The organism is Burkholderia orbicola (assembly GCF_900100915.1).
Taxonomy (GTDB): Bacteria; Pseudomonadota; Gammaproteobacteria; order Burkholderiales; family Burkholderiaceae; genus Burkholderia; species Burkholderia orbicola.
In genome coordinates this window covers 1,454,699-1,478,335 of record NZ_FNKW01000001.1, presented here as the reverse complement: position 1 = coordinate 1,478,335, position 23,637 = coordinate 1,454,699, and the positions used below count along the sequence as shown (strand labels likewise).

Genomic DNA, 23,637 nt, shown 5'->3' with positions numbered 1-23,637 from the left:
AAAGCAATGAAAGCTCTGCTCGATCTATTCAAGCAAGTCCAACAGGAAGAAGTTTTCGACGCGATCAAGATCGGTCTGGCCTCGCCCGACAAGATCCGTTCGTGGTCGTTCGGCGAAGTGAAGAAGCCGGAGACCATCAACTACCGTACGTTCAAGCCGGAACGCGATGGTCTGTTCTGCGCGAAGATCTTCGGGCCGATCAAGGACTACGAGTGCCTGTGCGGCAAGTACAAGCGTCTGAAGCACCGCGGCGTGATCTGCGAGAAGTGCGGCGTCGAAGTGACGCTGGCGAAGGTGCGTCGCGAGCGGATGGGCCACATCGAGCTGGCCTCGCCGGTCGCGCACATCTGGTTCCTGAAGTCGCTGCCGTCGCGTCTGGGCATGGTGCTCGACATGACGCTGCGCGACATCGAGCGCGTGCTGTACTTCGAAGCGTACGTGGTGATCGAACCGGGCATGACGCCGCTGAAGGCGCGGCAGATCATGACCGAAGAGGATTACTACAACAAGGTCGAGGAATACGGCGACGAATTCCGTGCCGAAATGGGCGCGGAAGGCGTGCGTGAACTGCTGCGCGCGATCAACATCGACGAGCAGGTCGAGACGCTGCGCACCGAGCTGAAGAACACCGGCTCGGAAGCGAAGATCAAAAAGTACGCGAAGCGCCTGAAGGTCCTCGAGGCATTCCAGCGTTCGGGCATCAAGCCCGAGTGGATGATCCTCGAAGTGCTGCCGGTGCTGCCGCCGGAACTGCGTCCGCTCGTGCCGCTGGACGGCGGCCGTTTCGCGACGTCGGACCTGAACGACCTGTATCGCCGCGTGATCAACCGTAACAACCGGTTGAAGCGTCTGCTCGAGCTGAAGGCGCCTGAAATCATCGTCCGCAACGAAAAGCGGATGCTGCAGGAAGCCGTCGACTCGCTGCTCGACAACGGTCGTCGCGGCAAGGCGATGACGGGCGCGAACAAGCGTCCGCTGAAGTCGCTCGCCGACATGATCAAGGGCAAGGGCGGTCGTTTCCGTCAGAACCTGCTGGGCAAGCGCGTCGACTACTCGGGCCGTTCGGTCATCGTGGTCGGCCCGACGCTGAAGCTGCACCAGTGCGGTTTGCCGAAGCTGATGGCGCTCGAGCTGTTCAAGCCGTTCATCTTCAACAAGCTGGAAGTGATGGGCGTCGCTACGACCATCAAGGCTGCGAAGAAGGAAGTCGAGAACCAGACGCCGGTGGTGTGGGACATCCTCGAAGAGGTGATCCGCGAGCACCCGGTGATGCTGAACCGTGCGCCGACGCTGCACCGTCTCGGTATCCAGGCGTTCGAGCCGGTGCTGATCGAAGGCAAGGCAATCCAGCTGCACCCGCTCGTCTGCGCGGCGTTCAACGCCGACTTCGACGGTGACCAGATGGCCGTTCACGTGCCGCTGTCGCTCGAAGCGCAGATGGAAGCGCGGACGCTGATGCTCGCGTCGAACAACGTGCTGTTCCCGGCCAACGGCGATCCGTCGATCGTGCCGTCGCAGGATATCGTGCTGGGTCTGTACTACGCGACCCGCGAAGCGGTCAACGGCAAGGGCGAAGGCCTGTCGTTCACGGGCGTGTCGGAAGTCATCCGCGCGTACGAGAACAAGGAAGTCGAGCTGGCCTCGCGCGTCAACGTGCGGATCACCGAAATGGTCCACAACGAAGACAAGTCGGAAGGCGCGCCGCCGTTCGTGCCGAAGATCACGCTGTACGCGACGACCGTCGGCCGCGCGATCCTGTCGGAGATCCTGCCGCACGGCCTGCCGTTCTCGGTGCTGAACAAGCCGCTGAAGAAGAAGGAAATCTCGCGCCTGATCAACACGGCGTTCCGCAAGTGCGGTCTGCGTGCGACGGTGGTGTTCGCCGACCAGCTGATGCAGTCGGGTTTCCGTCTCGCGACGCGTGCCGGCATCTCGATCTGCGTGGACGACATGCTCGTGCCGCCGCAGAAGGAAACGATCGTCGGCGACGCCGCGAAGAAGGTGAAGGAGTACGACCGCCAGTACATGTCGGGTCTCGTCACCGCGCAGGAACGCTACAACAACGTGGTCGACATCTGGTCGGCAACGTCGGAAGCGGTCGGCAAGGCGATGATGGAGCAGCTGTCGACGGAGCCGGTGACGGACCGCGACGGCAACGAGACGCGCCAGGAGTCGTTCAACTCGATCTACATGATGGCCGACTCGGGCGCCCGGGGTTCGGCGGTTCAGATTCGTCAGCTGGCCGGTATGCGTGGCCTGATGGCGAAGCCGGACGGCTCGATTATCGAGACGCCGATTACCGCGAACTTCCGCGAAGGTCTGAACGTGTTGCAGTACTTCATCTCGACCCACGGTGCACGTAAGGGTCTGGCTGATACGGCACTGAAGACCGCGAACTCGGGTTACCTGACGCGTCGTCTCGTCGACGTCACGCAGGATCTGGTCGTGGTGGAAGACGATTGCGGCACGTCGAACGGCGTGGCGATGAAGGCGCTGGTCGAAGGCGGTGAAGTCGTCGAAGCGCTGCGTGACCGTATCCTCGGCCGCGTCGCGGTCGCGGACGTCGTGAATCCGGAAACGCAGGAAACGCTGTACGAATCGGGCACGCTGCTCGACGAAACGGCGGTCGAGGAAATCGAACGCCTCGGCATCGACGAAGTGCGCGTGCGCACGCCGCTGACCTGCGAAACGCGTTACGGCCTGTGCGCAGCCTGCTACGGCCGTGATCTCGGCCGCGGCTCGCTCGTGAACGTCGGCGAAGCAGTCGGCGTGATCGCGGCGCAGTCGATCGGTGAACCGGGCACGCAGCTGACGATGCGTACGTTCCACATCGGTGGTGCGGCATCGCGTGCGGCAGTGGCTTCGTCGGTCGAAGCGAAGAGCAACGGTATCGTCCGCTTCACGGCGACGATGCGCTACGTCACGAACGCGAAGGGCGAGCAGATCGTCATTTCCCGTTCGGGCGAAGCGATGATCACCGACGACTTCGGTCGCGAGCGCGAACGTCACAAAGTGCCGTACGGCGCGACGCTGCTGCAGCTCGACGGCGCGACCATCAAGGCCGGCACGCAGCTCGCCACGTGGGATCCGCTGACGCGTCCGATCATCACCGAGTACGGTGGTACGGTGAAGTTCGAGAACGTCGAGGAAGGCGTGACCGTCGCGAAGCAGATCGACGACGTGACCGGCCTGTCGACGCTGGTCGTGATCGACGTGAAGCGCCGCGGTTCGCAGGCTTCGAAGAGCGTGCGTCCGCAGGTGAAGCTGCTCGACGCGAACGGCGAGGAAGTGAAGATTCCGGGCACGGAGCACGCAGTGCAGATCGGCTTCCAGGTCGGCGCACTGATCACCGTGAAGGATGGCCAGCAGGTGCAGGTCGGTGAAGTGCTCGCACGTATCCCGACGGAAGCGCAGAAGACGCGTGACATTACCGGCGGTCTGCCGCGGGTGGCGGAACTGTTCGAAGCGCGTTCGCCGAAGGATGCCGGCATTCTCGCGGAAGTCACCGGTACGACGTCGTTCGGCAAGGACACGAAGGGCAAGCAGCGTCTCGTCATCACGGACCTCGAGGGCAACCAGCACGAGTTCCTGATCGCGAAGGAAAAGCAGGTTCTGGTTCACGATGCCCAGGTCGTCAACAAGGGCGAAATGATCGTGGACGGTCCGGCCGATCCGCACGACATCCTGCGTCTGCAGGGTATCGAGGCGCTGTCGCGCTACATCGTCGACGAAGTGCAGGACGTGTACCGCCTGCAGGGCGTGAAGATCAACGACAAGCACATCGAGGTGATCGTTCGCCAGATGCTGCGTCGTGTGCAGATCACCGACAACGGCGATACGCGCTTCATCCCGGGCGAACAGGTCGAGCGTTCCGACATGCTGGACGAGAACGATCGCATGATCGCCGAGGGCAAGCGTCCGGCTTCGTACGACAACGTGCTGCTCGGTATCACGAAGGCATCGCTGTCGACCGACTCGTTCATCTCCGCGGCATCGTTCCAGGAAACGACCCGCGTGCTGACCGAAGCGGCGATCATGGGCAAGCGCGACGATCTGCGCGGCCTGAAGGAAAACGTGATCGTCGGCCGTCTGATTCCGGCCGGTACGGGTCTCGCGTTCCACAAGGCACGCAAGGCGAAGGAATCGTCGGATCGCGAGCGTTTCGACCAGATCGCAGCGGAAGAGGCATTCGACTTCGGCACGCCGAGCGCGCCGGCAGAAGAGCCGCAACACCCGGCAGCCGAGTAAGCGCGGCGCGGCGCAAGCCGCGTTGCCTTGCTATCATCGCTGTCACCGAAACCGCCCGGTTCTGCCGGGCGGTTTTTTTTCATCCTTCGTTCACGCGCATGACGTGCCTGCGCCGCGCCGGGGCATGCCCTGCGAACGCGTCCAGCATGGCCGCGGCAGGCCCGTGATGCCCGCGAACGAACCCTGACCGAACGGCCAACGTCGCGCGATTCGCCACGCGTCGCGCGAGCGGGTTGTTAAAATTGCGTTCATCGCTTAGCCGTCCCTGTTCCTATTCATGTCCCGCGCCCTCGAAATACTCGACGAAGTCTTTGGTTATTCCGCCTTTCGCGGCCAGCAGGGCGAGATCGTCGAGCACGTCGCCGGCGGCGGCGATTGTCTCGTGCTGATGCCGACCGGCGGCGGCAAGTCGCTGTGCTACCAGATTCCCGCGCTGCTGCGCCGCGAGGCCGGGCAGGGCGCCGGCATCGTCGTGTCGCCGCTGATCGCGCTGATGCAGGACCAGGTCGCCGCGTTGAGCGAAGTCGGCGTACGTGCGGCCTACCTGAATTCGACGCTGTCGGGCGCCGAGGCCGCGGCCACCGAGCGCGCGCTGCGCGAAGGCGAAATCGACCTGCTGTACGTCGCGCCGGAGCGCTTGATGACGGGGCGCTTCCTCGAGCTGCTCGAGCGCGCGAAGATCGGCCTGTTCGCGATCGACGAAGCCCACTGCGTGTCGCAATGGGGGCACGATTTCCGCCCGGAATACATCCAGCTGTCGGTGTTGCACGAGCGCTTCCCGTCGGTGCCGCGCATCGCGCTGACCGCCACGGCCGACGCGATTACGCGCGACGAGATCATCCATCGTCTCGCGCTCGACGACGCGCGCGTTTTCGTGTCGAGCTTCGACCGCCCCAACATCCGTTACCGGATCGTCGAAAAGGACAACGCGCGCTCGCAGTTGCTCGACTTCATCCGTGCCGAGCACACGAATGCCGACGGCACGACGGACGCGGGCGTCGTCTATTGCCTGTCGCGCCGCAAGGTCGAGGAAACGGCCGAATGGCTGAAGGCGCAGGGCGTGCGCGCGCTGCCGTATCACGCGGGGATGGAGTTCGAGGTGCGGCAGAAGCACCAGGAAATGTTCCAGCGAGAGGAAGGCATCGTGATGTGCGCGACGATCGCGTTCGGCATGGGCATCGACAAACCCGACGTGCGCTTCGTCGCGCACCTCGATTTACCGAAGAGCGTCGAAGGCTATTACCAGGAAACCGGCCGCGCGGGTCGTGACGGGATGCCCGCCAACGCGTGGATGGCGTATGGCCTCGGCGACGTCGTCCAGCAGCGCAAGATGATCGACGAATCCGATGCGGACGACGCGCACAAGCGCGTGCAGACGTCGAAGCTCGACGCGCTGCTCGGGTTGTGCGAAACGATCTCGTGCCGCCGCGTGCGGCTGCTGAACTACTTCGGCGAGGCGAGCCAGCCGTGCGGCAACTGCGACACGTGCCTCGAGCCGCCCGCTTCGTGGGACGCGACGCGCGAGGCGCAGATGGCGCTGTCGTGCGTGTTCCGCGCACAGCGCGCGAGCGGCTTCAATTTCGGCTCGAGCCACCTGATCGAGATCCTGCGCGGCGGGCGCACCGAGAAGGTATTGCAGCGCGGCCACGACCAGCTCAGCACGTTCGGCATCGGCGCGGCGCTGTCCGAGCCCGAGTGGCGCGCGATTTTCCGGCAACTGGTCGCGTACGGCTACCTGGCGGTCGACCATGGCGGCTTCGGCGCGCTGATGCTGACCGAGGCCGCGAAGCCCGTGCTGAAGAACGAGGAAAAGGTCACGCTGCGCCGCTACGTGAAGCCGCAGCGCACCCGCCAGTCGTCGAGCCGCAGCGGCACGCGCGTCGACCCGACGGCCGGCATGGGCGCCCGCGAGCGCGCACGGTGGGACGCGCTGCGCGCATGGCGCGCGGAAACCGCGAAAACGGACGGCGTGCCGGCCTACGTGATCTTCCACGACGCGACGCTCGCCGAAATCGCGCGCAACGCGCCGGAGACGATCGACGACCTGCGTCACATCCCCGGCATGGGCGTGCGCAAGCTGGAACGCTTCGGCGACGAAATCATCGACGTCGTCGAATCGGCCTGACACAGCGTTCCGACCCCTCCTGTAAACCCCGCGATCGGCCGGCAAATCACGCAAGCCGTTGACTTAGTTGGTATTTCCGGAATATCATGCTGGGTTCCGGTATTCGGCGGGCCGAGTCGCGTTCGACAGTTCGCACCCGATTCGCCGGTTCGGAAGTCAACTGTGCGTCGATTCTCGCTTTGCCCGAAATCGTCGTGCAGATTTTGTTCAATTTCAGGAATAAACAATGCCAACCATCAACCAACTGGTTCGCAAAGGCCGTCAGTCGGAAACGACGAAGAGCAAGAGCCCGGCCCTGCAGGACTGCCCCCAGCGTCGCGGCGTGTGTACCCGTGTGTACACGACGACGCCGAAGAAGCCTAACTCGGCACTCCGTAAGGTTGCCAAGGTTCGTCTGACGAACGGCTTCGAAGTGATTTCGTACATCGGCGGTGAAGGCCACAACCTGCAGGAACACTCGGTTGTGCTGATCCGCGGCGGCCGTGTGAAGGACTTGCCGGGTGTGCGTTACCACATGGTTCGCGGCTCGCTGGATACCCAGGGCGTCAAGGACCGTAAGCAAGCGCGTTCGAAGTACGGCGCGAAGCGTGCAAAGGCTGCCAAGTAAGCAGTTTTTGATCAGGGATCGCCGCAGGGCGGTCAAGGCGGGAGTGCCGGATTGCCGGTGCTGTCGAGTAAGTGGTCACCCGGCCAAGCTGGTTAGTCGTGAAGATGTGATCGGGTTTGTTGGTGGCCGCGGAGCTGAATCCAGCTCCAACTGAACAAGTAAAGGAAGAATCATGCCGCGTCGTCGCGAAGTCCCCAAGCGGGAAGTGTTGCCGGATCCGAAGTTCGGTAACGTTGATGTTGCCAAGTTCATGAACATGCTGATGCTGTCCGGCAAGAAGTCGGTCGCAGAGCGCATCGTTTATGGCGCATTCGAACAAATCCAGACCAAGGGTGGCAAGGACCCGCTGGAAGTGTTCACGGTTGCGCTCAACAACGTGAAGCCGGTGGTCGAAGTGAAGAGCCGTCGCGTTGGTGGTGCCAACTATCAAGTTCCGGTCGAAGTGCGCCCGTCGCGTCGTATGGCATTGGCGATGCGCTGGCTGCGTGAGGCTGCGAAGAAGCGCAGCGAGAAGTCGATGGCCCTGCGTCTGGCAGGTGAACTCTCCGAAGCGGCCGAAGGCCGTGGCGGCGCGATGAAGAAGCGCGACGAAGTTCACCGCATGGCAGAAGCCAACCGCGCGTTCTCGCATTTCCGTTTCTAAGCGCCTGGCTGGGCTGTTTGCGGAAATAAATTCCGGGCGGGTGCGCTTTTCAGGCGCCTCGCCCGTTTGTGTTGAGGCGTGATGCAGCAGGGCTGCATCACGTCATCCCAGTAGAGGATCAAAGTGGCTCGCAAGACTCCTATCGAGCGCTACCGCAATATCGGTATTAGCGCTCACATCGACGCCGGCAAAACGACGACGACCGAGCGCATTCTGTTTTACACCGGTGTGAACCACAAGATCGGTGAAGTCCACGACGGCGCAGCCACGATGGACTGGATGGAGCAGGAACAAGAGCGTGGCATCACGATCACATCCGCTGCTACCACGGCCTTCTGGAAGGGCATGGGCGGCAACTATCCGGAACACCGCATCAACATCATCGACACCCCGGGCCACGTCGACTTCACGATCGAAGTGGAACGTTCGATGCGCGTGCTCGACGGCGCGTGCATGGTGTACTGCGCAGTGGGCGGCGTGCAGCCGCAGTCGGAAACGGTGTGGCGCCAGGCGAACAAGTACAAGGTGCCGCGTCTCGCGTTCGTCAACAAGATGGACCGTACCGGCGCGAACTTCTTCAAGGTCTACGACCAGCTCCGTCTGCGCCTGAAGGCGAACCCGGTTCCGGTCGTGGTGCCGATCGGCGCGGAAGAAAACTTCAAGGGCGTCGTCGACCTGATCAAGATGAAGGCGATCATTTGGGACGAAGCGTCGCAAGGCACGAAGTTCGACTACGTCGACATCCCGGCCGAGCTCGCGGAGACCTGCAAGGAATGGCGCGAAAAGATGGTCGAAGTGGCTGCCGAAGCCAGCGAAGACCTGATGAACAAGTACCTGGAAGAAGGCGATCTGCCGGAAGCCGACATCGTCAAGGCGCTGCGTGATCGTACGATCGCGTGCGAAATCCAGCCGATGCTGTGCGGTACCGCGTTCAAGAACAAGGGCGTGCAGCGCATGCTCGACGCCGTGATCGATTTCCTGCCGTCGCCGGTCGACATCCCGCCGGTCAAGGGCGAACTCGAAAACGGCGAAGAAGCAGAGCGCAAGGCGTCGGACGAAGAGAAGTTCTCGTCGCTCGCGTTCAAGATCATGACCGACCCGTTCGTCGGCCAGCTGATCTTCTTCCGTGTGTACTCGGGCGTCGTCAACTCGGGCGACACGCTGCTGAACTCGACCAAGGGCAAGAAGGAACGCCTCGGCCGTATTCTGCAGATGCACGCGAACCAGCGTGAAGAAATCAAGGAAGTCCGTGCGGGCGACATCGCCGCAGCGGTCGGCCTGAAGGAAGCAACCACGGGCGACACGCTGTGCGACCCGGCGAACCCGATCGTTCTCGAACGCATGGTGTTCCCGGAGCCGGTGATTTCGCAGGCAGTCGAGCCGAAGACCAAGGCCGACCAGGAAAAGATGGGCCTCGCACTGAACCGTCTGGCTCAGGAAGACCCGTCGTTCCGCGTGCAGACCGACGAAGAGTCGGGCCAGACCATCATTTCGGGCATGGGCGAGCTCCACCTCGAAATTCTGGTCGACCGGATGAAGCGTGAATTCGGCGTGGAAGCGACCGTCGGCAAGCCGCAGGTTGCGTACCGCGAAACGATCCGTTCGACGGCGAAGGATGTCGACGGCAAGTTCGTCAAGCAGTCGGGTGGTCGCGGCCAGTACGGTCACGCGGTCATCACGCTCGAGCCGAATGAACAAGGCAAGGGCTACGAGTTCTTCGACGAGATCAAGGGTGGTGTGATTCCGCGTGAATACATCCCGGCGGTCGACAAGGGTATCCAGGACACGCTGAAGTCGGGCGTGCTGGCTGGCTTCCCGGTCGTCGACGTGAAGGTTCACCTGACGTTCGGTTCGTACCACGACGTTGACTCGAACGAAAACGCGTTCCGCATGGCCGGTTCGATGGCGTTCAAGGAAGCGATGCGCAAGGCGAACCCGGTCGTCCTCGAGCCGATGATGGCTGTCGAAGTCGAGACGCCGGAAGACTACATGGGCAACGTGATGGGCGACCTGTCGGGCCGTCGCGGCATCGTCCAGGGCATGGAAGACATGGTTGGCGGCGGCAAGATCGTGCGCGCCGAAGTGCCGCTGTCGGAAATGTTCGGTTACTCGACGTCGCTGCGTTCGCTGACGCAAGGTCGTGCAACGTACACGATGGAGTTCAAGCACTACGCTGAAGCTCCGCGCAACGTTGCTGAAGCGATCATCAGCGCGAAGTCGAAGTAAATCTGTAGCTACCCACCGATAATTTTTGAAAGAAGAGAATCATGGCAAAAGGTAAATTTGAGCGGACCAAGCCGCACGTGAACGTTGGTACGATTGGTCACGTTGACCACGGCAAGACGACGCTGACGGCAGCGATCACGACGGTGCTGACGAAGAAGTTCGGCGGCGAAGCGAAGGCATACGACCAGATCGACGCGGCACCGGAAGAAAAGGCGCGCGGCATCACGATCAACACGGCACACGTCGAGTACGAAACGGCTAACCGCCACTACGCACACGTCGACTGCCCGGGCCACGCTGACTATGTGAAGAACATGATCACGGGCGCAGCGCAGATGGACGGCGCGATCCTGGTTTGCTCGGCAGCAGACGGCCCGATGCCGCAAACGCGCGAGCACATCCTGCTGGCACGTCAGGTTGGCGTTCCGTACATCATCGTGTTCCTGAACAAGTGCGACATGGTTGACGACGCGGAACTGCTCGAGCTGGTCGAGATGGAAGTTCGCGAACTCCTGTCGAAGTACGACTTCCCGGGCGACGACACGCCGATCGTGAAGGGTTCGGCGAAGCTGGCGCTGGAAGGCGACACGGGCGAGCTGGGCGAAGTGGCGATCATGAGCCTGGCCGACGCGCTGGACACGTACATCCCGACGCCGGAGCGTGCAGTTGACGGCGCGTTCCTGATGCCGGTGGAAGACGTGTTCTCGATCTCGGGCCGCGGTACGGTGGTGACGGGTCGTGTCGAGCGCGGCATCGTGAAGGTCGGCGAGGAAATCGAAATCGTCGGTATCAAGCCGACGGTGAAGACGACCTGCACGGGCGTTGAAATGTTCCGCAAGCTGCTGGACCAAGGTCAGGCAGGCGACAACGTGGGTATCCTGCTGCGCGGCACGAAGCGTGAAGACGTGGAGCGTGGCCAGGTTCTGGCGAAGCCGGGTTCGATCACGCCGCACACGCACTTCACGGCTGAAGTGTACGTGCTGAGCAAGGACGAAGGCGGCCGTCACACGCCGTTCTTCAACAACTACCGTCCGCAGTTCTACTTCCGTACGACGGACGTGACGGGCTCGATCGAGCTGCCGAAGGACAAGGAAATGGTGATGCCGGGCGACAACGTGTCGATCACGGTGAAGCTGATCGCTCCGATCGCGATGGAAGAAGGTCTGCGCTTCGCAATCCGCGAAGGCGGCCGTACCGTCGGCGCCGGCGTCGTCGCCAAGATCATCGAGTAATATCGACGATCCGCGGATCCCGACGGGGTCCGCGATTCCCGCGGTACGCGGTTGTACCGTCGAAACCGGGTGCCCAGCTTGCGCTGGCGCCCGGTTTTGTTTTTTCGGCGGCGCGTTGCGCGCACCAAGAAACACGCAACACTGCTTCAGAATTTCGTGTAGAATCGCGGGCTTAGCAGTGGAAGTACTGTCCGGAACCTGATGCTTCGCTCCCCGCTGGCGTCATGTTTCACGTTCTTTTAGTGTCCGGCGATGCAACATCGCCTCGCTCTTTTCAAGGAATTGTCATGCAGCAACAGAAAATCCGCATTCGCCTGAAGGCATTCGACTATCGTCTGATCGATCAATCGGCTGCCGAAATCGTCGATACCGCGAAGCGGACTGGCGCAATCGTCCGTGGCCCGGTGCCGCTGCCGACGCGCATTCAGCGTTTTGACATTCTGCGTTCGCCGCACGTCAACAAGACGTCGCGCGATCAGCTCGAAATCCGTACCCACCAGCGCCTGATGGACATCGTCGACCCGACGGACAAGACCGTTGACGCGCTGATGAAGCTCGACCTGCCGGCTGGCGTCGACGTGGAAATCAAGCTGCAGTAAGGCTTCCAGCGCCGGTCGGTCCGCCGGGCGGTGCTAAGTCTTTGTATTGCTTGCGGAAATCGGAAAGTCGGGCTATACTGCTTGGCTTTTCGCGTATTCGCGTAAAAAAGTTGGGCCTTGCGTGCCCGGCATTTTGTAAATCAGCCCCGACCAATCGCAGTCGGGAATGGAGAAAATGATGAGCCTTGGACTCGTAGGTCGCAAGGTTGGCATGACCCGTATCTTCACGGCTGAAGGGGATTCGATTCCCGTCACCGTGCTGGACGTGTCGGACAACCGCGTGACGCAGATCAAGACTGTTGAAACCGACGGCTACACGGCCGTGCAGGTTGCATTCGGCTCCCGCCGCGCATCGCGCGTGACGAAGCCGCTGGCAGGTCATCTCGCCAAAGCCGGTGTCGAAGCCGGTGAAATCCTCAAGGAATTCCGCATTGACGCGGCCAAGGCAGCCGAGCTGTCGAATGGCGCCGTGGTCGGTGCAGATCTTTTCGAAGTGGGCCAGAAGGTCGACGTGCAAGGCGTGTCGATCGGTAAGGGCTACGCCGGTACGATCAAGCGTTACAACTTCTCCTCCGGCCGTGCCACGCACGGTAACTCGCGCTCGCACAACGTGCCGGGCTCGATCGGTATGGCGCAGGATCCGGGTCGTGTTTTCCCGGGTAAACGCATGACGGGTCACATGGGTGACGTGACGGTGACGGTGCAGAACCTCGAAATCGCTCGTATCGACGCAGAGCGCAAGCTGCTGCTCGTGAAGGGTGCGATTCCGGGCGCGAAGGGCGGCAAGGTCTTCGTGACGCCGGCCGTCAAGACCAAGGGGGCGAAATAATGGAACTCAAGCTCCTGAACGAAAATGGTCAGGAAGGTGCAGTGGTCAACGCATCGGACGTCGTGTTCGGTCGTGACTACAACGAAGCGCTGATCCACCAGGTCGTCGTCGCTTACCAGGCGAATGCTCGCCAGGGTAACCGCGCGCAGAAGGACCGTGAGCAAGTCAAGCACACGACCAAGAAGCCGTGGCGCCAGAAGGGTACGGGCCGCGCTCGTGCCGGTATGTCGTCGAGCCCGCTGTGGCGTGGCGGTGGTCGTATCTTCCCGAATTCGCCGGAAGAAAACTTCTCGCACAAGGTCAACAAGAAGATGCATCGCGCAGGTCTCTGCTCGATCTTCTCGCAGCTGGCCCGTGAAGGCCGTCTGTCGGTCGTCGAGGACATCATCCTCGAAGCGCCGAAGACCAAGCTGCTGGCCGACAAATTCAAGACCATGGGTCTCGACTCCGTGCTGATCATCACCGACACGGTCGACGAGAACCTGTACCTGGCTTCGCGCAACCTGCCGCACGTGGCGATTGTCGAGCCGCGCTACGCTGACCCGCTGTCGCTGATCTACTTCAAGAAAGTGCTGGTCACGAAGGCTGCGGTCGCCCAGATCGAGGAGTTGCTGTCATGAGCGAGATTCGCAAGAACGATCATCGTTTGATGCAGGTCCTGCTCGCACCGGTGATCTCGGAAAAGGCGACGCTGGTTGCCGACAAGAACGAGCAAGTCGTGTTCGAAGTCGCACCGGATGCCACGAAGCAGGAAGTGAAGGCGGCTGTCGAGCTGCTGTTCAAGGTTGAAGTTGATTCGGTCAACGTGCTGGTTCAGAAGGGCAAGCAAAAGCGCTTCGGCCGTTCGATGGGCCGCCGCAAGGACGTGAAGAAGGCGTACGTTTGCCTGAAGCCCGGCCAGGAAATCAACTTTGAAGCGGAGGCCAAGTAATCATGGCAATCGTTAAAGTTAAGCCGACATCGCCGGGTCGCCGCGCGATGGTCAAGGTGGTCAACAAGAACCTGCACCAGGGCAAGCCGTTCGCGGCACTGCTCGACTCGCAGAGCTCGACCGCCGGCCGTAACAACAACGGTCGTATCACCACGCGTCACAAGGGTGGTGGTCACAAGCAGCACTATCGTATCGTCGATTTCCGTCGCACGAAGGATGGCATCCCGGCAAAGGTCGAGCGTCTCGAGTACGACCCGAACCGCAGCGCGAACATCGCGCTGGTGCTCTACGCAGACGGCGAACGTCGCTACATCATCGCCCCGAAGGGCCTGACCGTCGGCCAACAGCTGATGTCGGGTTCGGAAGCGCCGATCCGTGCAGGCAACACGCTGCCGATCCGCAACATTCCGGTCGGTACGACGATCCACTGCATCGAGATGCTGCCGGGCAAGGGCGCGCAAATGGCGCGTTCGGCTGGCACGTCGGCCATGCTGCTGGCGCGCGAAGGCGTCTACGCGCAGGTTCGTCTGCGTTCGGGCGAAATCCGCCGCGTGCACATCGAGTGCCGTGCAACGATCGGTGAAGTCGGCAACGAAGAGCATAGCCTGCGCCAGATCGGCAAGGCTGGCGCGAACCGCTGGCGCGGTATCCGCCCGACGGTGCGTGGCGTTGCGATGAACCCGGTTGATCACCCGCACGGTGGTGGTGAGGGCAAGACGGCTGCAGGTCGCGACCCGGTGAGCCCGTGGGGTACGCCGGCTAAGGGTTACCGCACCCGCAGCAACAAGCGCACGACGACGATGATCGTCCAGCGCCGTCACAAGCGTTAAGGAGTAGGCAATGGCACGTTCTGTTAAAAAAGGTCCGTTCTGCGACGCCCATTTGCTGAAGAAAGTTGAGGCGGCTGCAGCTTCGCGCGACAAAAAGCCGATCAAGACCTGGTCGCGTCGCTCGACGATTCTGCCGGATTTCATCGGCCTGACGATCGCTGTTCACAACGGCCGTCAACACGTTCCGGTGTACATCTCGGAAAACATGGTCGGCCACAAGCTTGGCGAGTTCGCACTGACCCGTACGTTCAAGGGTCACGCAGCCGACAAGAAGGCCAAGAAATAAGGGGCAATCAAGATGGAAGTGAAAGCAATTCATCGCGGTGCCCGCATCTCGGCGCAGAAAACGCGCCTTGTGGCTGACCAGATCCGCGGTTTGCCGGTCGACAAGGCGCTGAACGTTCTGACGTTCTCGCCGAAGAAGGCGGCTGGCATCGTGAAGAAGGTTGTGCTGTCGGCAATCGCGAATGCGGAGCACAACGAAGGCGCTGATATCGACGAGCTCAAGATCAAGAGCATCTACGTCGACAAGGCTGCATCGCTCAAGCGTTTCACCGCGCGCGCCAAGGGCCGCGGTAACCGCATCGAGAAGCAATCCTGTCACATCACTGTGACGGTCGGGAATTAAGGAGCCATACGATGGGACAGAAAATTCATCCGACTGGCTTCCGCCTGGCTGTCAGCCGCAATTGGGCTTCGCGTTGGTACGCGAACAACAACAATTTCGCGGCGATGCTGCAGGAAGACATCGGTGTTCGTGAATACCTGAAGAAGAAGCTGAAGAACGCTTCGGTCGGTCGGGTCGTCATCGAGCGTCCGGCGAAGAACGCGCGCATCACGATTTACAGCTCGCGTCCGGGCGTGGTCATCGGCAAGAAGGGCGAGGATATCGAACAGCTGAAGACGGAACTGCAACGCCGCATGGGCGTGCCGGTTCACGTCAACATCGAAGAAATCCGCAAGCCGGAAACCGATGCTCAGCTGATCGCTGACTCGATCACGCAACAGCTCGAGCGCCGGATCATGTTCCGTCGCGCGATGAAGCGTGCGATGCAGAACGCGATGCGTCTGGGTGCCCAAGGCATCAAGATCATGAGCGCAGGCCGTCTGAACGGTATCGAAATCGCTCGTACGGAGTGGTATCGCGAAGGTCGCGTGCCGCTTCACACGCTGCGTGCTGATATCGACTACGCGACTTCGGAAGCGAAGACGACTTACGGGATCATCGGCGTCAAGGTGTGGGTCTACAAGGGCGATACGCTCGGCCGCAACGACGCACCGGTGGTGGAAGAAGTAGCCGAAGACAAGCGTCCGCGTCGCAATGCGCGTCCGGGCGACCGTCGTCCGCGCCGTGACGGCGAAGGCGGCGCTCCGGGTGCTCGTCGTGGCGCACCGCGCCGTGGCGCCGGCAAGCCCGAAGACGGCAAGACTGGAGAATAACGATGCTGCAACCGAAACGCAGAAAGTATCGTAAAGAGCAGAAGGGTCGTAACACCGGCAAGGCGACGCGCGGCAACGCAGTGTCGTTCGGTGAATTCGGCCTGAAGGCGATCGGTCGCGGTCGTTTGACCGCACGTCAGATTGAAGCGGCGCGTCGTGCAATGACGCGTCACATCAAGCGTGGCGGCCGCATCTGGATCCGGATCTTCCCGGACAAGCCGATTTCGCAGAAGCCGGCCGAAGTGCGTATGGGTAACGGTAAGGGTAACCCGGAGTACTACGTCGCCGAGATTCAGCCGGGCAAGATGCTCTATGAAATGGACGGCGTAACCGAAGAACTGGCACGCGAAGCGTTCCGTCTGGCCGCAGCCAAGCTGCCGCTCAAGACGGCATTCATCGTGCGCCAGCTCGGCGCCTAAGGAGAAAACATGAAGGCTTCCGAACTTCTCCAGAAAGACCAGGCCGCGCTCAACAAGGAGCTGGCGGACCTGCTGAAGGCGCAATTCGGCCTGCGCATGCAACTCGCGACCCAGCAGCTCACGAACACGAGCCAGCTGAAGAAGGTTCGTCGCGACATCGCACGTGTGCGGACCGTCATGACTCAGAAGGCGAACCAGAAATGAACGATAGCGTGAAAACCTCGCTGAAGCGGACGCTGGTCGGTCGGGTCGTCAGCAACAAGATGGACAAGACCGTCACCGTGCTGATCGAGCACCGCGTCAAGCACCCGATCTACGGCAAGTATGTCGTGCGTTCGAAGAAGTACCACGCGCACGATGAAGCGAACACCTACAACGAAGGCGATCTCGTCGAAATCCAGGAAACGCGTCCTGTTTCGAAGACGAAGGCCTGGACGGTGTCGCGCCTCGTCGAAGCCGCTCGCGTCATCTAAGCGGGCAGTGCAGTAGGCAGTAACAGGCACTTCTCCACGAAGTGCTTGAAATCGCAAAGTTTTTGCTTGCGGGACCAGGATTATTTGTTATAATCCTGGTCTTCCCTCTTTATGGGAGCCCCGTCGCGGGCGAAGTTGGTGGGGGAAGCGGACTGGCGCCAGCCTGTCCGAAAGATTCACCGAATTGCGATGGCGGGTTTCGTTTGCCGTCGCTGCTGTTCCAACCCAAGCAGCCGATTGGCTGACGGGACCAAGACTGACCGAATGCATCATGGTGGTGCATCCGGATTAAGTTGGGAAAGACAAACCATGATCCAGACCGAATCTCGGCTCGAAGTAGCCGACAACACGGGTGCACGTGAAGTCCTGTGCATCAAGGTGCTCGGCGGCTCGAAGCGTCGTTATGCCGGCATTGGCGACATCATCAAGGTGAGCGTCAAAGAGGCAACGCCGCGCGGGCGCGTGAAGAAAGGCGAAATTTACAACGCCGTGGTGGTTCGCACCGCCAAGGGCGTGCGCCGTCAAGACGGCTCGCTGATCAAGTTCGACGGCAACGCCGCTGTGCTTTTGAATAACAAGCTCGAGCCGATCGGCACCCGTATCTTCGGGCCGGTGACGCGTGAGCTGCGTAGCGAACGATTCATGAAGATCGTTTCGCTGGCGCCGGAAGTGCTGTAAGGAGTCGCGATGAACAAGATTCGCAAAGGTGACGAAGTCATCGTCGTCACTGGCAAGGACAAGGGCAAGCGCGGCGTCGTGCTGGCTGTCGGTGCTGAACATGTGACGGTTGAAGGTATCAACCTCGTCAAGAAGCATGTGAAGCCGAACCCGATGAAGGGTACGACGGGCGGCGTGGAAGCGAAGACGATGCCCCTGCATATTTCGAACGTCGCACTGGTCGACGCGAATGGCAAGGCGTCGCGTGTTGGCATCAAGGTCGAGGAAGGCAAGAAGGTTCGCTTCCTGAAGACGACCGGTGCCGTACTGAGCGCCTGACGCAGCGGAGTAAAAAATGGCTCGTTTTCAAGAGTTTTACAAAGAAAAGGTTGTGCCCGGCCTGATCGAGAAGTTCGGTTACAAGTCGGTCATGGAAGTGCCGCGCATCACCAAGATCACGCTGAACATGGGTCTTGGCGAAGCGATCGCTGACAAGAAGATCATCGAGAACGCCGTTGGCGACCTCACGAAGATCGCCGGCCAGAAGCCGGTCGTCACGAAGGCTCGCAAGGCAATCGCAGGCTTCAAGATCCGCCAGGGTTACCCCATCGGCGCGATGGTGACGCTGCGTGGCCAGGCGATGTACGAATTCCTCGACCGTTTCGTGACGGTTGCCCTGCCCCGCGTGCGTGACTTCCGCGGTGTGTCGGGTCGTGCTTTCGATGGCCGTGGCAACTACAACATCGGTGTGAAAGAGCAGATCATTTTCCCCGAAATCGATTACGACAAGATCGACGCACTGCGTGGGCTGAACATCAGCATCACGACGACTGCGAAGACCGACGACGAAGCAAAGGCTCTGCTCGCCAGCTTCAAGTTCCCGTTCAGAAACTGAGGTTACCGTGGCTAAACTGGCACTGATCGAACGTGAAAAGAAGCGCGCCCGCCTGGTCGCGAAGTTCGCAGCAAAGCGCGAAGCGCTGAAGGCGATCGTCGAAGACCAAAGCAAGTCGGAAGAAGAGCGCTACGAAGCACGCCTGGAGCTGCAGCAACTGCCCCGCAACGCAAACCCGACCCGCCAGCGTAACCGCTGCGCGATCACGGGCCGTCCGCGTGGCACGTTCCGTAAATTCGGCCTCGCGCGTAACAAGATTCGTGAAATCGCATTCCGTGGCGAGATTCCTGGCCTGACCAAGGCGAGCTGGTAATAGGAGAAACGTAAATGAGCATGAGTGATCCTATCGCCGATATGCTGACTCGCATCCGCAACGCGCAGATGGTCGAGAAGGTATCGGTCGCGATGCCCTCGTCGAAGGTCAAGGTTGCAATCGCGCAAGTCCTGAAGGACGAAGGCTATATCGACGATTTCGCCGTGAAGGCGGAAGGTGCGAAGTCCGAACTGAATATCGCGCTGAAGTACTACGCAGGTCGCCCGGTCATCGAACGCCTCGAACGCGTGTCGAAGCCTGGTCTGCGCGTGTACCGCGGCCGTAACGACATTCCGCAGGTCATGAACGGCCTCGGTGTGGCAATCGTGTCGACGCCGAAGGGCGTGATGACCGACCGCAAGGCGCGCGCTACCGGCGTCGGCGGCGAAGTCATCTGCTACGTCGCTTAAAGCCGAGGAGAGAGAAACATGTCTCGAGTAGGTAAGAGCCCGATCGCGCTGCAAGGCGCGGAAGTCAAGCTGGCCGACGGTGCAATCACCGTCAAGGGTCCGCTGGGCACCATCACGCAAGCGATCAATCCGCTCGTGAACGTGGCGAACAACGACGGCACGCTGAATCTGTCGCCGGTCGACGAAAGCCGCGAAGCAAATGCACTGTCGGGCACGATGCGCGCGATCATCGCGAATGCCGTGCACGGCGTGACCAAGGGTTTCGAGCGCAAGCTGACGCTGGTTGGCGTCGGTTACCGTGCGCAAGCGCAAGGCGACAAGCTGAACCTGTCGCTGGGTTTCTCGCACCCGGTGGTGCACCAGATGCCGGAAGGCGTCAAGGCCGAAACCCCGACGCAAACCGAAATCGTGATCAAGGGGATCAACAAGCAACAAGTCGGTCAAGTGGCTGCGGAAGTCCGCGGTTACCGTCCGCCGGAGCCCTACAAGGGCAAGGGCGTGCGTTATGCCGACGAGGTTGTGATCCTCAAAGAAACGAAGAAGAAGTAAGGGTGCGCAATCATGGATAAGACTCAATCTCGCCTGCGCCGCGCTCGCCAGACGCGTATCAAGATCGCTGAGCTGCAGGTCGCGCGTCTCGCCGTGCATCGCACGAACACGCACATCTACGCTCAAGTGTTCTCGCCCTGCGGCACCAAGGTGCTCGCCAGCGCGTCGACGCTCGAGGCAGAAGTGCGCGCAGAACTGGCCGACAAGTCGGGCAAGGGCGGCAACGTCAATGCCGCGACGCTGATCGGCAAGCGTATTGCCGAAAAGGCAAAGGCTGCCGGCATCGAATCCGTCGCCTTCGACCGCTCGGGCTTCCGCTACCACGGCCGCGTCAAGGCGCTGGCTGAGGCAGCTCGCGAAGCTGGGCTCAAGTTCTAAGGAAGGAATTCGTCATGGCAAAGATGCAAGCGAAAGTTCAGGCTGACGAGCGCGACGACGGCCTTCGCGAAAAGATGATTTCGGTCAATCGCGTGACCAAGGTCGTGAAGGGTGGCCGTATTCTCGGCTTCGCCGCACTGACCGTGGTTGGCGATGGTGATGGCCGCATCGGTATGGGCAAGGGCAAGGCGAAGGAAGTGCCGGTCGCTGTCCAGAAGGCAATGGAACAAGCTCGCCGCAACATGTTCAAGGTGCCGCTCAAGAACGGCACGCTGCAGCACGAAGTGCACGGCAAGCATGGCGCATCCGCTGTCCTCCTCGCTCCGGCGAAGGCAGGTACGGGCGTGATCGCCGGCGGCCCGATGCGCGCAGTGTTCGACGTGATGGGCGTTCAGAACGTCGTGGCGAAGAGCCACGGTTCGACGAACCCGTACAACCTCGTTCGCGCCACGCTGGACGGTCTGCGCAAGCAGTCGACCCCGGCAGACATCGCGGCGAAGCGCGGCAAGTCCGTCGAAGATATTTTGGGCTAAGCCCGGGTGGTCACCATGTCTGAAAAAACTGTCAAGGTTCAGCTCGTCAAGAGCCTGATCGGGACCCGCGAATCGCACCGCGCGACCGTGCGTGGCCTGGGCCTGCGCCGACTCAATTCGGTTAGCGAGCTGCAGGACACGCCGGCGGTCCGCGGCATGATCAACAAGGTCTCGTACCTCGTTAAGGTCATCGCGTAAGCGGCCCTACGGATCAAGGAGTTGATATGGAATTGAATAACCTGAAGCCGGCCGCTGGTGCAAAGCACGCCAAGCGTCGCGTCGGTCGTGGCATCGGTTCGGGCCTCGGCAAGACGGCTGGCCGTGGTCACAAGGGTCAGAAATCGCGTTCGGGCGGCTTCCACAAAGTCGGTTTCGAAGGCGGTCAGATGCCGCTGCAACGTCGTCTGCCGAAGCGCGGCTTCACGTCGCTGACGAAGGAATTCGTCGGTGAAGTGCGCCTGAGCGACCTCGAGAAGCTGCCGGTCGACGAGATCGATCTGCTCGCACTGAAGCAAGCCGGCCTGGTCGGCGAGCTGACGAAGAGCGCAAAGATCATCGCGACGGGCGAACTGAAGCGCAAGATCGTCGTGAAGGGTCTCGGTGCCACCAAGGGTGCGCGCGCTGCGATCGAAGCGGCTGGCGGTTCGTTCGCCGAGTGACACGCGTAGCGCGTCGTCACTTGCATTCATCGGAGAAGGTACTTGGCTAACAGCCCGAGTCTTGCAAAACCCGGTCGAAGCACGGCGAAATTCGGCGATCTGCGCCGGCGAGCGATGTTCCTGCTCCTGGCGCTGATCGTCTATCGCATCGGCGCGCACATTCCCGTGCCGGGCATCGATCCGGATCAACTGGCTAAGCTGTTCCAGAGCCAGGCGGGCGGCATCCTGGGCATGTTCAACATGTTCTCGGGTGGCGCACTGTCCCGCTTCACGATCTTTGCGCTGGGGATCATGCCGTACATCTCGGCGTCGATCATCATGCAGTTGCTGGCGATCGTTTCGCCGCAGCTCGAGGCGCTGAAGAAGGAAGGGCAGGCAGGGCAACGGAAGATCACGCAGTACACGCGGTATTTCACCGTGGTGCTCGCGACCTTCCAGGCATTCGGTATCGCGGCCGCGCTGGAAAACCAGCCGGGCCTCGTCACCGATCCCGGCATGCTGTTCCGTCTGACGACGGTCGTGACGCTGGTGACGGGCACGATGTTCCTGATGTGGCTCGGCGAGCAGATTACCGAGCGTGGTCTGGGCAACGGTATCTCGATCATCATCTTCGGCGGGATCGCAGCAGGGTTCCCGAATGCCGTGGGTGGGTTGTTCGAGCTGGTGCGTACGGGTTCGATGAGCATCATTTCGGCGATCATCATCGTGGTTCTGATCGCCGCGGTGACTTACCTGGTCGTGTTCATCGAACGCGGTCAGCGCAAGATCCTCGTGAACTACGCGAAGCGTCAGGTCGGCAACAAGATCTACGGTGGGCAGTCGTCGCATCTGCCGCTGAAGCTGAACATGTCGGGCGTGATTCCGCCGATCTTTGCATCGTCGATCATTCTGTTCCCGGCAACGATTCTCGGCTGGTTCAGTACCGGTCAGCCGACGGGAAGCTGGATTTCCAATACGTTGCATAACGTTGCGGAAGCGCTGAAGCCGGGGCAGCCGGTCTACGTGCTGCTGTACACGCTGGCAATCGTGTTTTTCTGCTTCTTCTACACCGCACTGGTGTTCAACAGCAGGGAGACCGCGGACAACCTGAAGAAGAGCGGCGCGTTTGTTCCGGGCATTCGTCCGGGCGATCAGACCGCACGATATATCGACCGCATCCTCACGCGTCTGACGCTGGCCGGTGCGATCTACATCGTCTTCGTGTGTCTGCTGCCGGAATTCCTGGTGCTGCGCTGGAACGTGCCGTTTTATTTTGGTGGAACGTCGCTGCTGATCATTGTCGTCGTCACGATGGACTTTATGGCGCAGGTGCAGTCGTACGTTATGTCGCAACAGTATGAGTCACTGCTCAAGAAGGCTAACTTCAAGGGCGGCAACATCCCGATGCGTTGAAAGGACTATGGCCAAAGACGATGTAATCCAGATGCAGGGTGAGGTGATTGAAAACCTCCCGAATGCGACCTTCCGTGTGAAGCTGGAAAACGGCCATGTCGTGTTGGGGCATATTTCCGGAAAGATGCGGATGCACTACATCCGCATTCTGCCCGGCGACAAGGTGACGGTTGAGTTGACGCCTTACGATCTGTCTCGTGCGCGGATCGTGTTCCGGGCGAAGTGATTTGAAAAAAGGGTATTATCATGAAAGTGATGGCATCGGTTAAGCGCATTTGCCGCAATTGCAAGATCATCAAGCGCAAAGGCGTCGTTCGCGTGATCTGCAGCTCGGATCCGCGCCACAAGCAGCGCCAAGGCTGACCGCGCGTTTGTTTGCGCTTTTTGTTTGAGGAAAAACAATGGCTCGTATCGCAGGGGTTAACATCCCGAATCACCAGCACACCGAGATCGGCCTGACGGCTATCTTTGGTGTCGGCCGCACCCGTTCGCGCAGCATCTGCGTGGCAGCTGGCGTCGATTTTTCGAAGAAGGTCAAGGATCTGACCGACGCAGACCTGGAAAAGCTGCGTGAAGAAGTGGGCAAGTTTGTCGTCGAAGGCGATCTGCGCCGTGAAGTGACGATGAACATCAAGCGCCTGATGGACCTCGGTTGCTACCGCGGCGTCCGTCATCGCAAGGGCCTGCCGATGCGCGGTCAGCGTACGCGTACGAACGCACGTACCCGCAAGGGTCCGCGTCGTGCAGCGCAAGCGCTGAAGAAGTAAGCGGAACTGACAGTTACAGGAAAACGTAATGGCTAAGGCTTCGAACACCGCGGCGCAACGCGTTCGCAAGAAGGTTAAGAAGAACGTCGCTGAAGGCGTGGTTCACGTTCACGCGTCGTTCAACAACACGATCATCACGATCACCGATCGCCAAGGCAACGCTCTGGCATGGGCGACGTCGGGCGGTCAGGGCTTCAAGGGCTCGCGCAAATCGACGCCGTTCGCTGCTCAGGTCGCAGCCGAGTCGGCTGGCCGCGTCGCGATGGAATACGGCGTGAAGAATCTGGAAGTGCGGATCAAGGGCCCGGGCCCGGGTCGCGAGTCGGCAGTGCGCGCACTGCACGGCCTCGGCATCAAGATCACCGCGATTTCGGACGTCACCCCGATTCCGCACAACGGCTGCCGCCCGCCGAAGCGTCGTCGTATCTAAGGATGTGCTGGCACGTTCGTGCTAGCGCATTGCCTGTCGCCGCTCAGCGTCG

Annotated in this window: 32 protein-coding genes; all 32 read left to right on the top strand. The window is 61.0% G+C overall.

Translation table 11 applies throughout. From position 1 onward, the window contains the following. Window positions 1–6: 6 nt before the first annotated feature. The 32 genes from rpoC (at window position 7) to rpsK (ending at window position 23,585) form a co-directional block, all read left to right on the top strand. Entirely contained in the window at window positions 7–4,248 is a 4,242-nt protein-coding gene (gene rpoC / locus BLS50_RS07070) for a DNA-directed RNA polymerase subunit beta' (protein ID WP_011546645.1), read from the top strand. A gap of 277 nt (window positions 4,249–4,525) precedes the next feature. Further along, window positions 4,526–6,373 (top strand): DNA helicase RecQ, encoded by a 1,848-nt coding sequence (recQ, locus tag BLS50_RS07065; RefSeq protein ID WP_006477197.1) that lies wholly within the window; start codon window positions 4,526–4,528, stop codon window positions 6,371–6,373. A 226-nt stretch (window positions 6,374–6,599) separates the two neighbouring features. Further along, window positions 6,600–6,980, top strand: coding sequence for a 30S ribosomal protein S12 (gene rpsL / locus BLS50_RS07055; protein ID WP_006400662.1), 381 nt, complete (start codon window positions 6,600–6,602; stop codon window positions 6,978–6,980). Between the two features lie 172 nt (window positions 6,981–7,152). Then, entirely contained in the window at window positions 7,153–7,623 is a 471-nt protein-coding gene (gene rpsG, locus BLS50_RS07050; RefSeq protein WP_006477195.1) for a 30S ribosomal protein S7, read from the top strand. Between the two features lie 123 nt (window positions 7,624–7,746). Beyond that, window positions 7,747–9,849 carry an elongation factor G gene (gene fusA / locus BLS50_RS07045; RefSeq protein ID WP_006482929.1) on the top strand — a complete coding sequence of 701 codons (2,103 nt, stop codon included), beginning with the start codon at window positions 7,747–7,749 and terminating at the stop codon, window positions 9,847–9,849. Between the two features lie 41 nt (window positions 9,850–9,890). Further along, window positions 9,891–11,081, top strand: coding sequence for an elongation factor Tu (tuf, locus tag BLS50_RS07040; RefSeq protein ID WP_011350666.1), 1,191 nt, complete (start codon window positions 9,891–9,893; stop codon window positions 11,079–11,081). Between the two features lie 287 nt (window positions 11,082–11,368). Further along, window positions 11,369–11,680, top strand: coding sequence for a 30S ribosomal protein S10 (rpsJ, locus tag BLS50_RS07035; RefSeq protein ID WP_004199280.1), 312 nt, complete (start codon window positions 11,369–11,371; stop codon window positions 11,678–11,680). Between the two features lie 178 nt (window positions 11,681–11,858). Beyond that, window positions 11,859–12,509 (top strand): 50S ribosomal protein L3, encoded by a 651-nt coding sequence (gene rplC, locus BLS50_RS07030; RefSeq protein ID WP_006482922.1) that lies wholly within the window; start codon window positions 11,859–11,861, stop codon window positions 12,507–12,509. Next, window positions 12,509–13,129 (top strand): 50S ribosomal protein L4, encoded by a 621-nt coding sequence (rplD, locus tag BLS50_RS07025; protein ID WP_006477192.1) that lies wholly within the window; start codon window positions 12,509–12,511, stop codon window positions 13,127–13,129. The genes rplC and rplD overlap by 1 nt, the downstream gene beginning before the upstream one ends. Beyond that, complete coding sequence (rplW, locus tag BLS50_RS07020; RefSeq protein ID WP_004199275.1) at window positions 13,126–13,440, top strand: 50S ribosomal protein L23; 315 nt, start codon at window positions 13,126–13,128, stop codon at window positions 13,438–13,440. The genes rplD and rplW overlap by 4 nt, the downstream gene beginning before the upstream one ends. A 2-nt stretch (window positions 13,441–13,442) precedes the next feature. After that, a complete protein-coding gene (rplB, locus tag BLS50_RS07015) occupies window positions 13,443–14,270 on the top strand; it encodes a 50S ribosomal protein L2 (RefSeq protein ID WP_006482900.1) in 828 nt (275 codons plus the stop codon). A gap of 10 nt (window positions 14,271–14,280) precedes the next feature. Next, a complete protein-coding gene (rpsS, locus tag BLS50_RS07010; protein WP_004199273.1) occupies window positions 14,281–14,556 on the top strand; it encodes a 30S ribosomal protein S19 in 276 nt (91 codons plus the stop codon). A gap of 12 nt (window positions 14,557–14,568) precedes the next feature. Continuing rightward, window positions 14,569–14,898, top strand: coding sequence for a 50S ribosomal protein L22 (gene rplV, locus BLS50_RS07005; protein ID WP_004199272.1), 330 nt, complete (start codon window positions 14,569–14,571; stop codon window positions 14,896–14,898). An 11-nt stretch (window positions 14,899–14,909) separates the two neighbouring features. Next, window positions 14,910–15,710, top strand: coding sequence for a 30S ribosomal protein S3 (rpsC, locus tag BLS50_RS07000; RefSeq protein ID WP_006482899.1), 801 nt, complete (start codon window positions 14,910–14,912; stop codon window positions 15,708–15,710). A gap of 2 nt (window positions 15,711–15,712) precedes the next feature. Then, window positions 15,713–16,129 (top strand): 50S ribosomal protein L16, encoded by a 417-nt coding sequence (rplP, locus tag BLS50_RS06995; RefSeq protein WP_006482873.1) that lies wholly within the window; start codon window positions 15,713–15,715, stop codon window positions 16,127–16,129. A gap of 9 nt (window positions 16,130–16,138) precedes the next feature. After that, window positions 16,139–16,333, top strand: a complete 195-nt coding sequence (gene rpmC, locus BLS50_RS06990) for a 50S ribosomal protein L29 (RefSeq protein WP_006400652.1) — start codon at window positions 16,139–16,141, stop codon at window positions 16,331–16,333. Beyond that, window positions 16,330–16,602: a 30S ribosomal protein S17 gene (gene rpsQ, locus BLS50_RS06985; protein ID WP_006477189.1), complete on the top strand. Its 273-nt coding sequence runs from the start codon at window positions 16,330–16,332 to the stop codon at window positions 16,600–16,602. Before rpmC ends, rpsQ begins: the two co-directional genes overlap by 4 nt. 309 nt (window positions 16,603–16,911) lie before the next feature. Next, on the top strand, window positions 16,912–17,280 hold the full coding sequence (gene rplN / locus BLS50_RS06980; RefSeq protein WP_006482918.1) for a 50S ribosomal protein L14: 369 nt from the start codon (window positions 16,912–16,914) through the stop codon (window positions 17,278–17,280). A 9-nt stretch (window positions 17,281–17,289) separates the two neighbouring features. Beyond that, a complete protein-coding gene (rplX, locus tag BLS50_RS06975; protein WP_006477187.1) occupies window positions 17,290–17,598 on the top strand; it encodes a 50S ribosomal protein L24 in 309 nt (102 codons plus the stop codon). Window positions 17,599–17,614: 16 nt separating this feature from the next. After that, entirely contained in the window at window positions 17,615–18,154 is a 540-nt protein-coding gene (gene rplE / locus BLS50_RS06970; RefSeq protein WP_006477186.1) for a 50S ribosomal protein L5, read from the top strand. A 7-nt stretch (window positions 18,155–18,161) separates the two neighbouring features. Then, window positions 18,162–18,467 carry a 30S ribosomal protein S14 gene (gene rpsN / locus BLS50_RS06965; protein ID WP_006482884.1) on the top strand — a complete coding sequence of 102 codons (306 nt, stop codon included), beginning with the start codon at window positions 18,162–18,164 and terminating at the stop codon, window positions 18,465–18,467. 14 nt (window positions 18,468–18,481) lie between these two features. After that, entirely contained in the window at window positions 18,482–18,877 is a 396-nt protein-coding gene (rpsH, locus tag BLS50_RS06960) for a 30S ribosomal protein S8 (protein WP_006477185.1), read from the top strand. Between the two features lie 18 nt (window positions 18,878–18,895). Beyond that, the gene (gene rplF / locus BLS50_RS06955) at window positions 18,896–19,426 is read left to right on the top strand and encodes a 50S ribosomal protein L6 (protein ID WP_006477184.1); all 531 of its coding nucleotides are present in this window, start codon (window positions 18,896–18,898) and stop codon (window positions 19,424–19,426) included. A gap of 12 nt (window positions 19,427–19,438) precedes the next feature. After that, window positions 19,439–19,804 carry a 50S ribosomal protein L18 gene (gene rplR / locus BLS50_RS06950; protein WP_006477183.1) on the top strand — a complete coding sequence of 122 codons (366 nt, stop codon included), beginning with the start codon at window positions 19,439–19,441 and terminating at the stop codon, window positions 19,802–19,804. 14 nt (window positions 19,805–19,818) lie between these two features. Next, window positions 19,819–20,337, top strand: coding sequence for a 30S ribosomal protein S5 (gene rpsE, locus BLS50_RS06945; protein ID WP_006752931.1), 519 nt, complete (start codon window positions 19,819–19,821; stop codon window positions 20,335–20,337). A gap of 15 nt (window positions 20,338–20,352) precedes the next feature. Next, window positions 20,353–20,535, top strand: coding sequence for a 50S ribosomal protein L30 (gene rpmD / locus BLS50_RS06940; RefSeq protein WP_006400644.1), 183 nt, complete (start codon window positions 20,353–20,355; stop codon window positions 20,533–20,535). Window positions 20,536–20,561: 26 nt separating this feature from the next. Continuing rightward, complete coding sequence (gene rplO / locus BLS50_RS06935; RefSeq protein ID WP_006477180.1) at window positions 20,562–20,996, top strand: 50S ribosomal protein L15; 435 nt, start codon at window positions 20,562–20,564, stop codon at window positions 20,994–20,996. A gap of 42 nt (window positions 20,997–21,038) precedes the next feature. Next, the gene (secY, locus tag BLS50_RS06930; protein ID WP_006482915.1) at window positions 21,039–22,388 is read left to right on the top strand and encodes a preprotein translocase subunit SecY; all 1,350 of its coding nucleotides are present in this window, start codon (window positions 21,039–21,041) and stop codon (window positions 22,386–22,388) included. Between the two features lie 7 nt (window positions 22,389–22,395). Continuing rightward, window positions 22,396–22,614, top strand: a complete 219-nt coding sequence (gene infA / locus BLS50_RS06925) for a translation initiation factor IF-1 (RefSeq protein WP_004521905.1) — start codon at window positions 22,396–22,398, stop codon at window positions 22,612–22,614. Between the two features lie 20 nt (window positions 22,615–22,634). Further along, the gene (gene rpmJ / locus BLS50_RS06920) at window positions 22,635–22,751 is read left to right on the top strand and encodes a 50S ribosomal protein L36 (protein WP_004199844.1); all 117 of its coding nucleotides are present in this window, start codon (window positions 22,635–22,637) and stop codon (window positions 22,749–22,751) included. 38 nt (window positions 22,752–22,789) lie between these two features. Beyond that, window positions 22,790–23,155, top strand: coding sequence for a 30S ribosomal protein S13 (gene rpsM, locus BLS50_RS06915; RefSeq protein WP_006477178.1), 366 nt, complete (start codon window positions 22,790–22,792; stop codon window positions 23,153–23,155). Between the two features lie 28 nt (window positions 23,156–23,183). Next, complete coding sequence (gene rpsK / locus BLS50_RS06910) at window positions 23,184–23,585, top strand: 30S ribosomal protein S11 (RefSeq protein WP_004197937.1); 402 nt, start codon at window positions 23,184–23,186, stop codon at window positions 23,583–23,585. Window positions 23,586–23,637 lie beyond the last annotated feature (52 nt).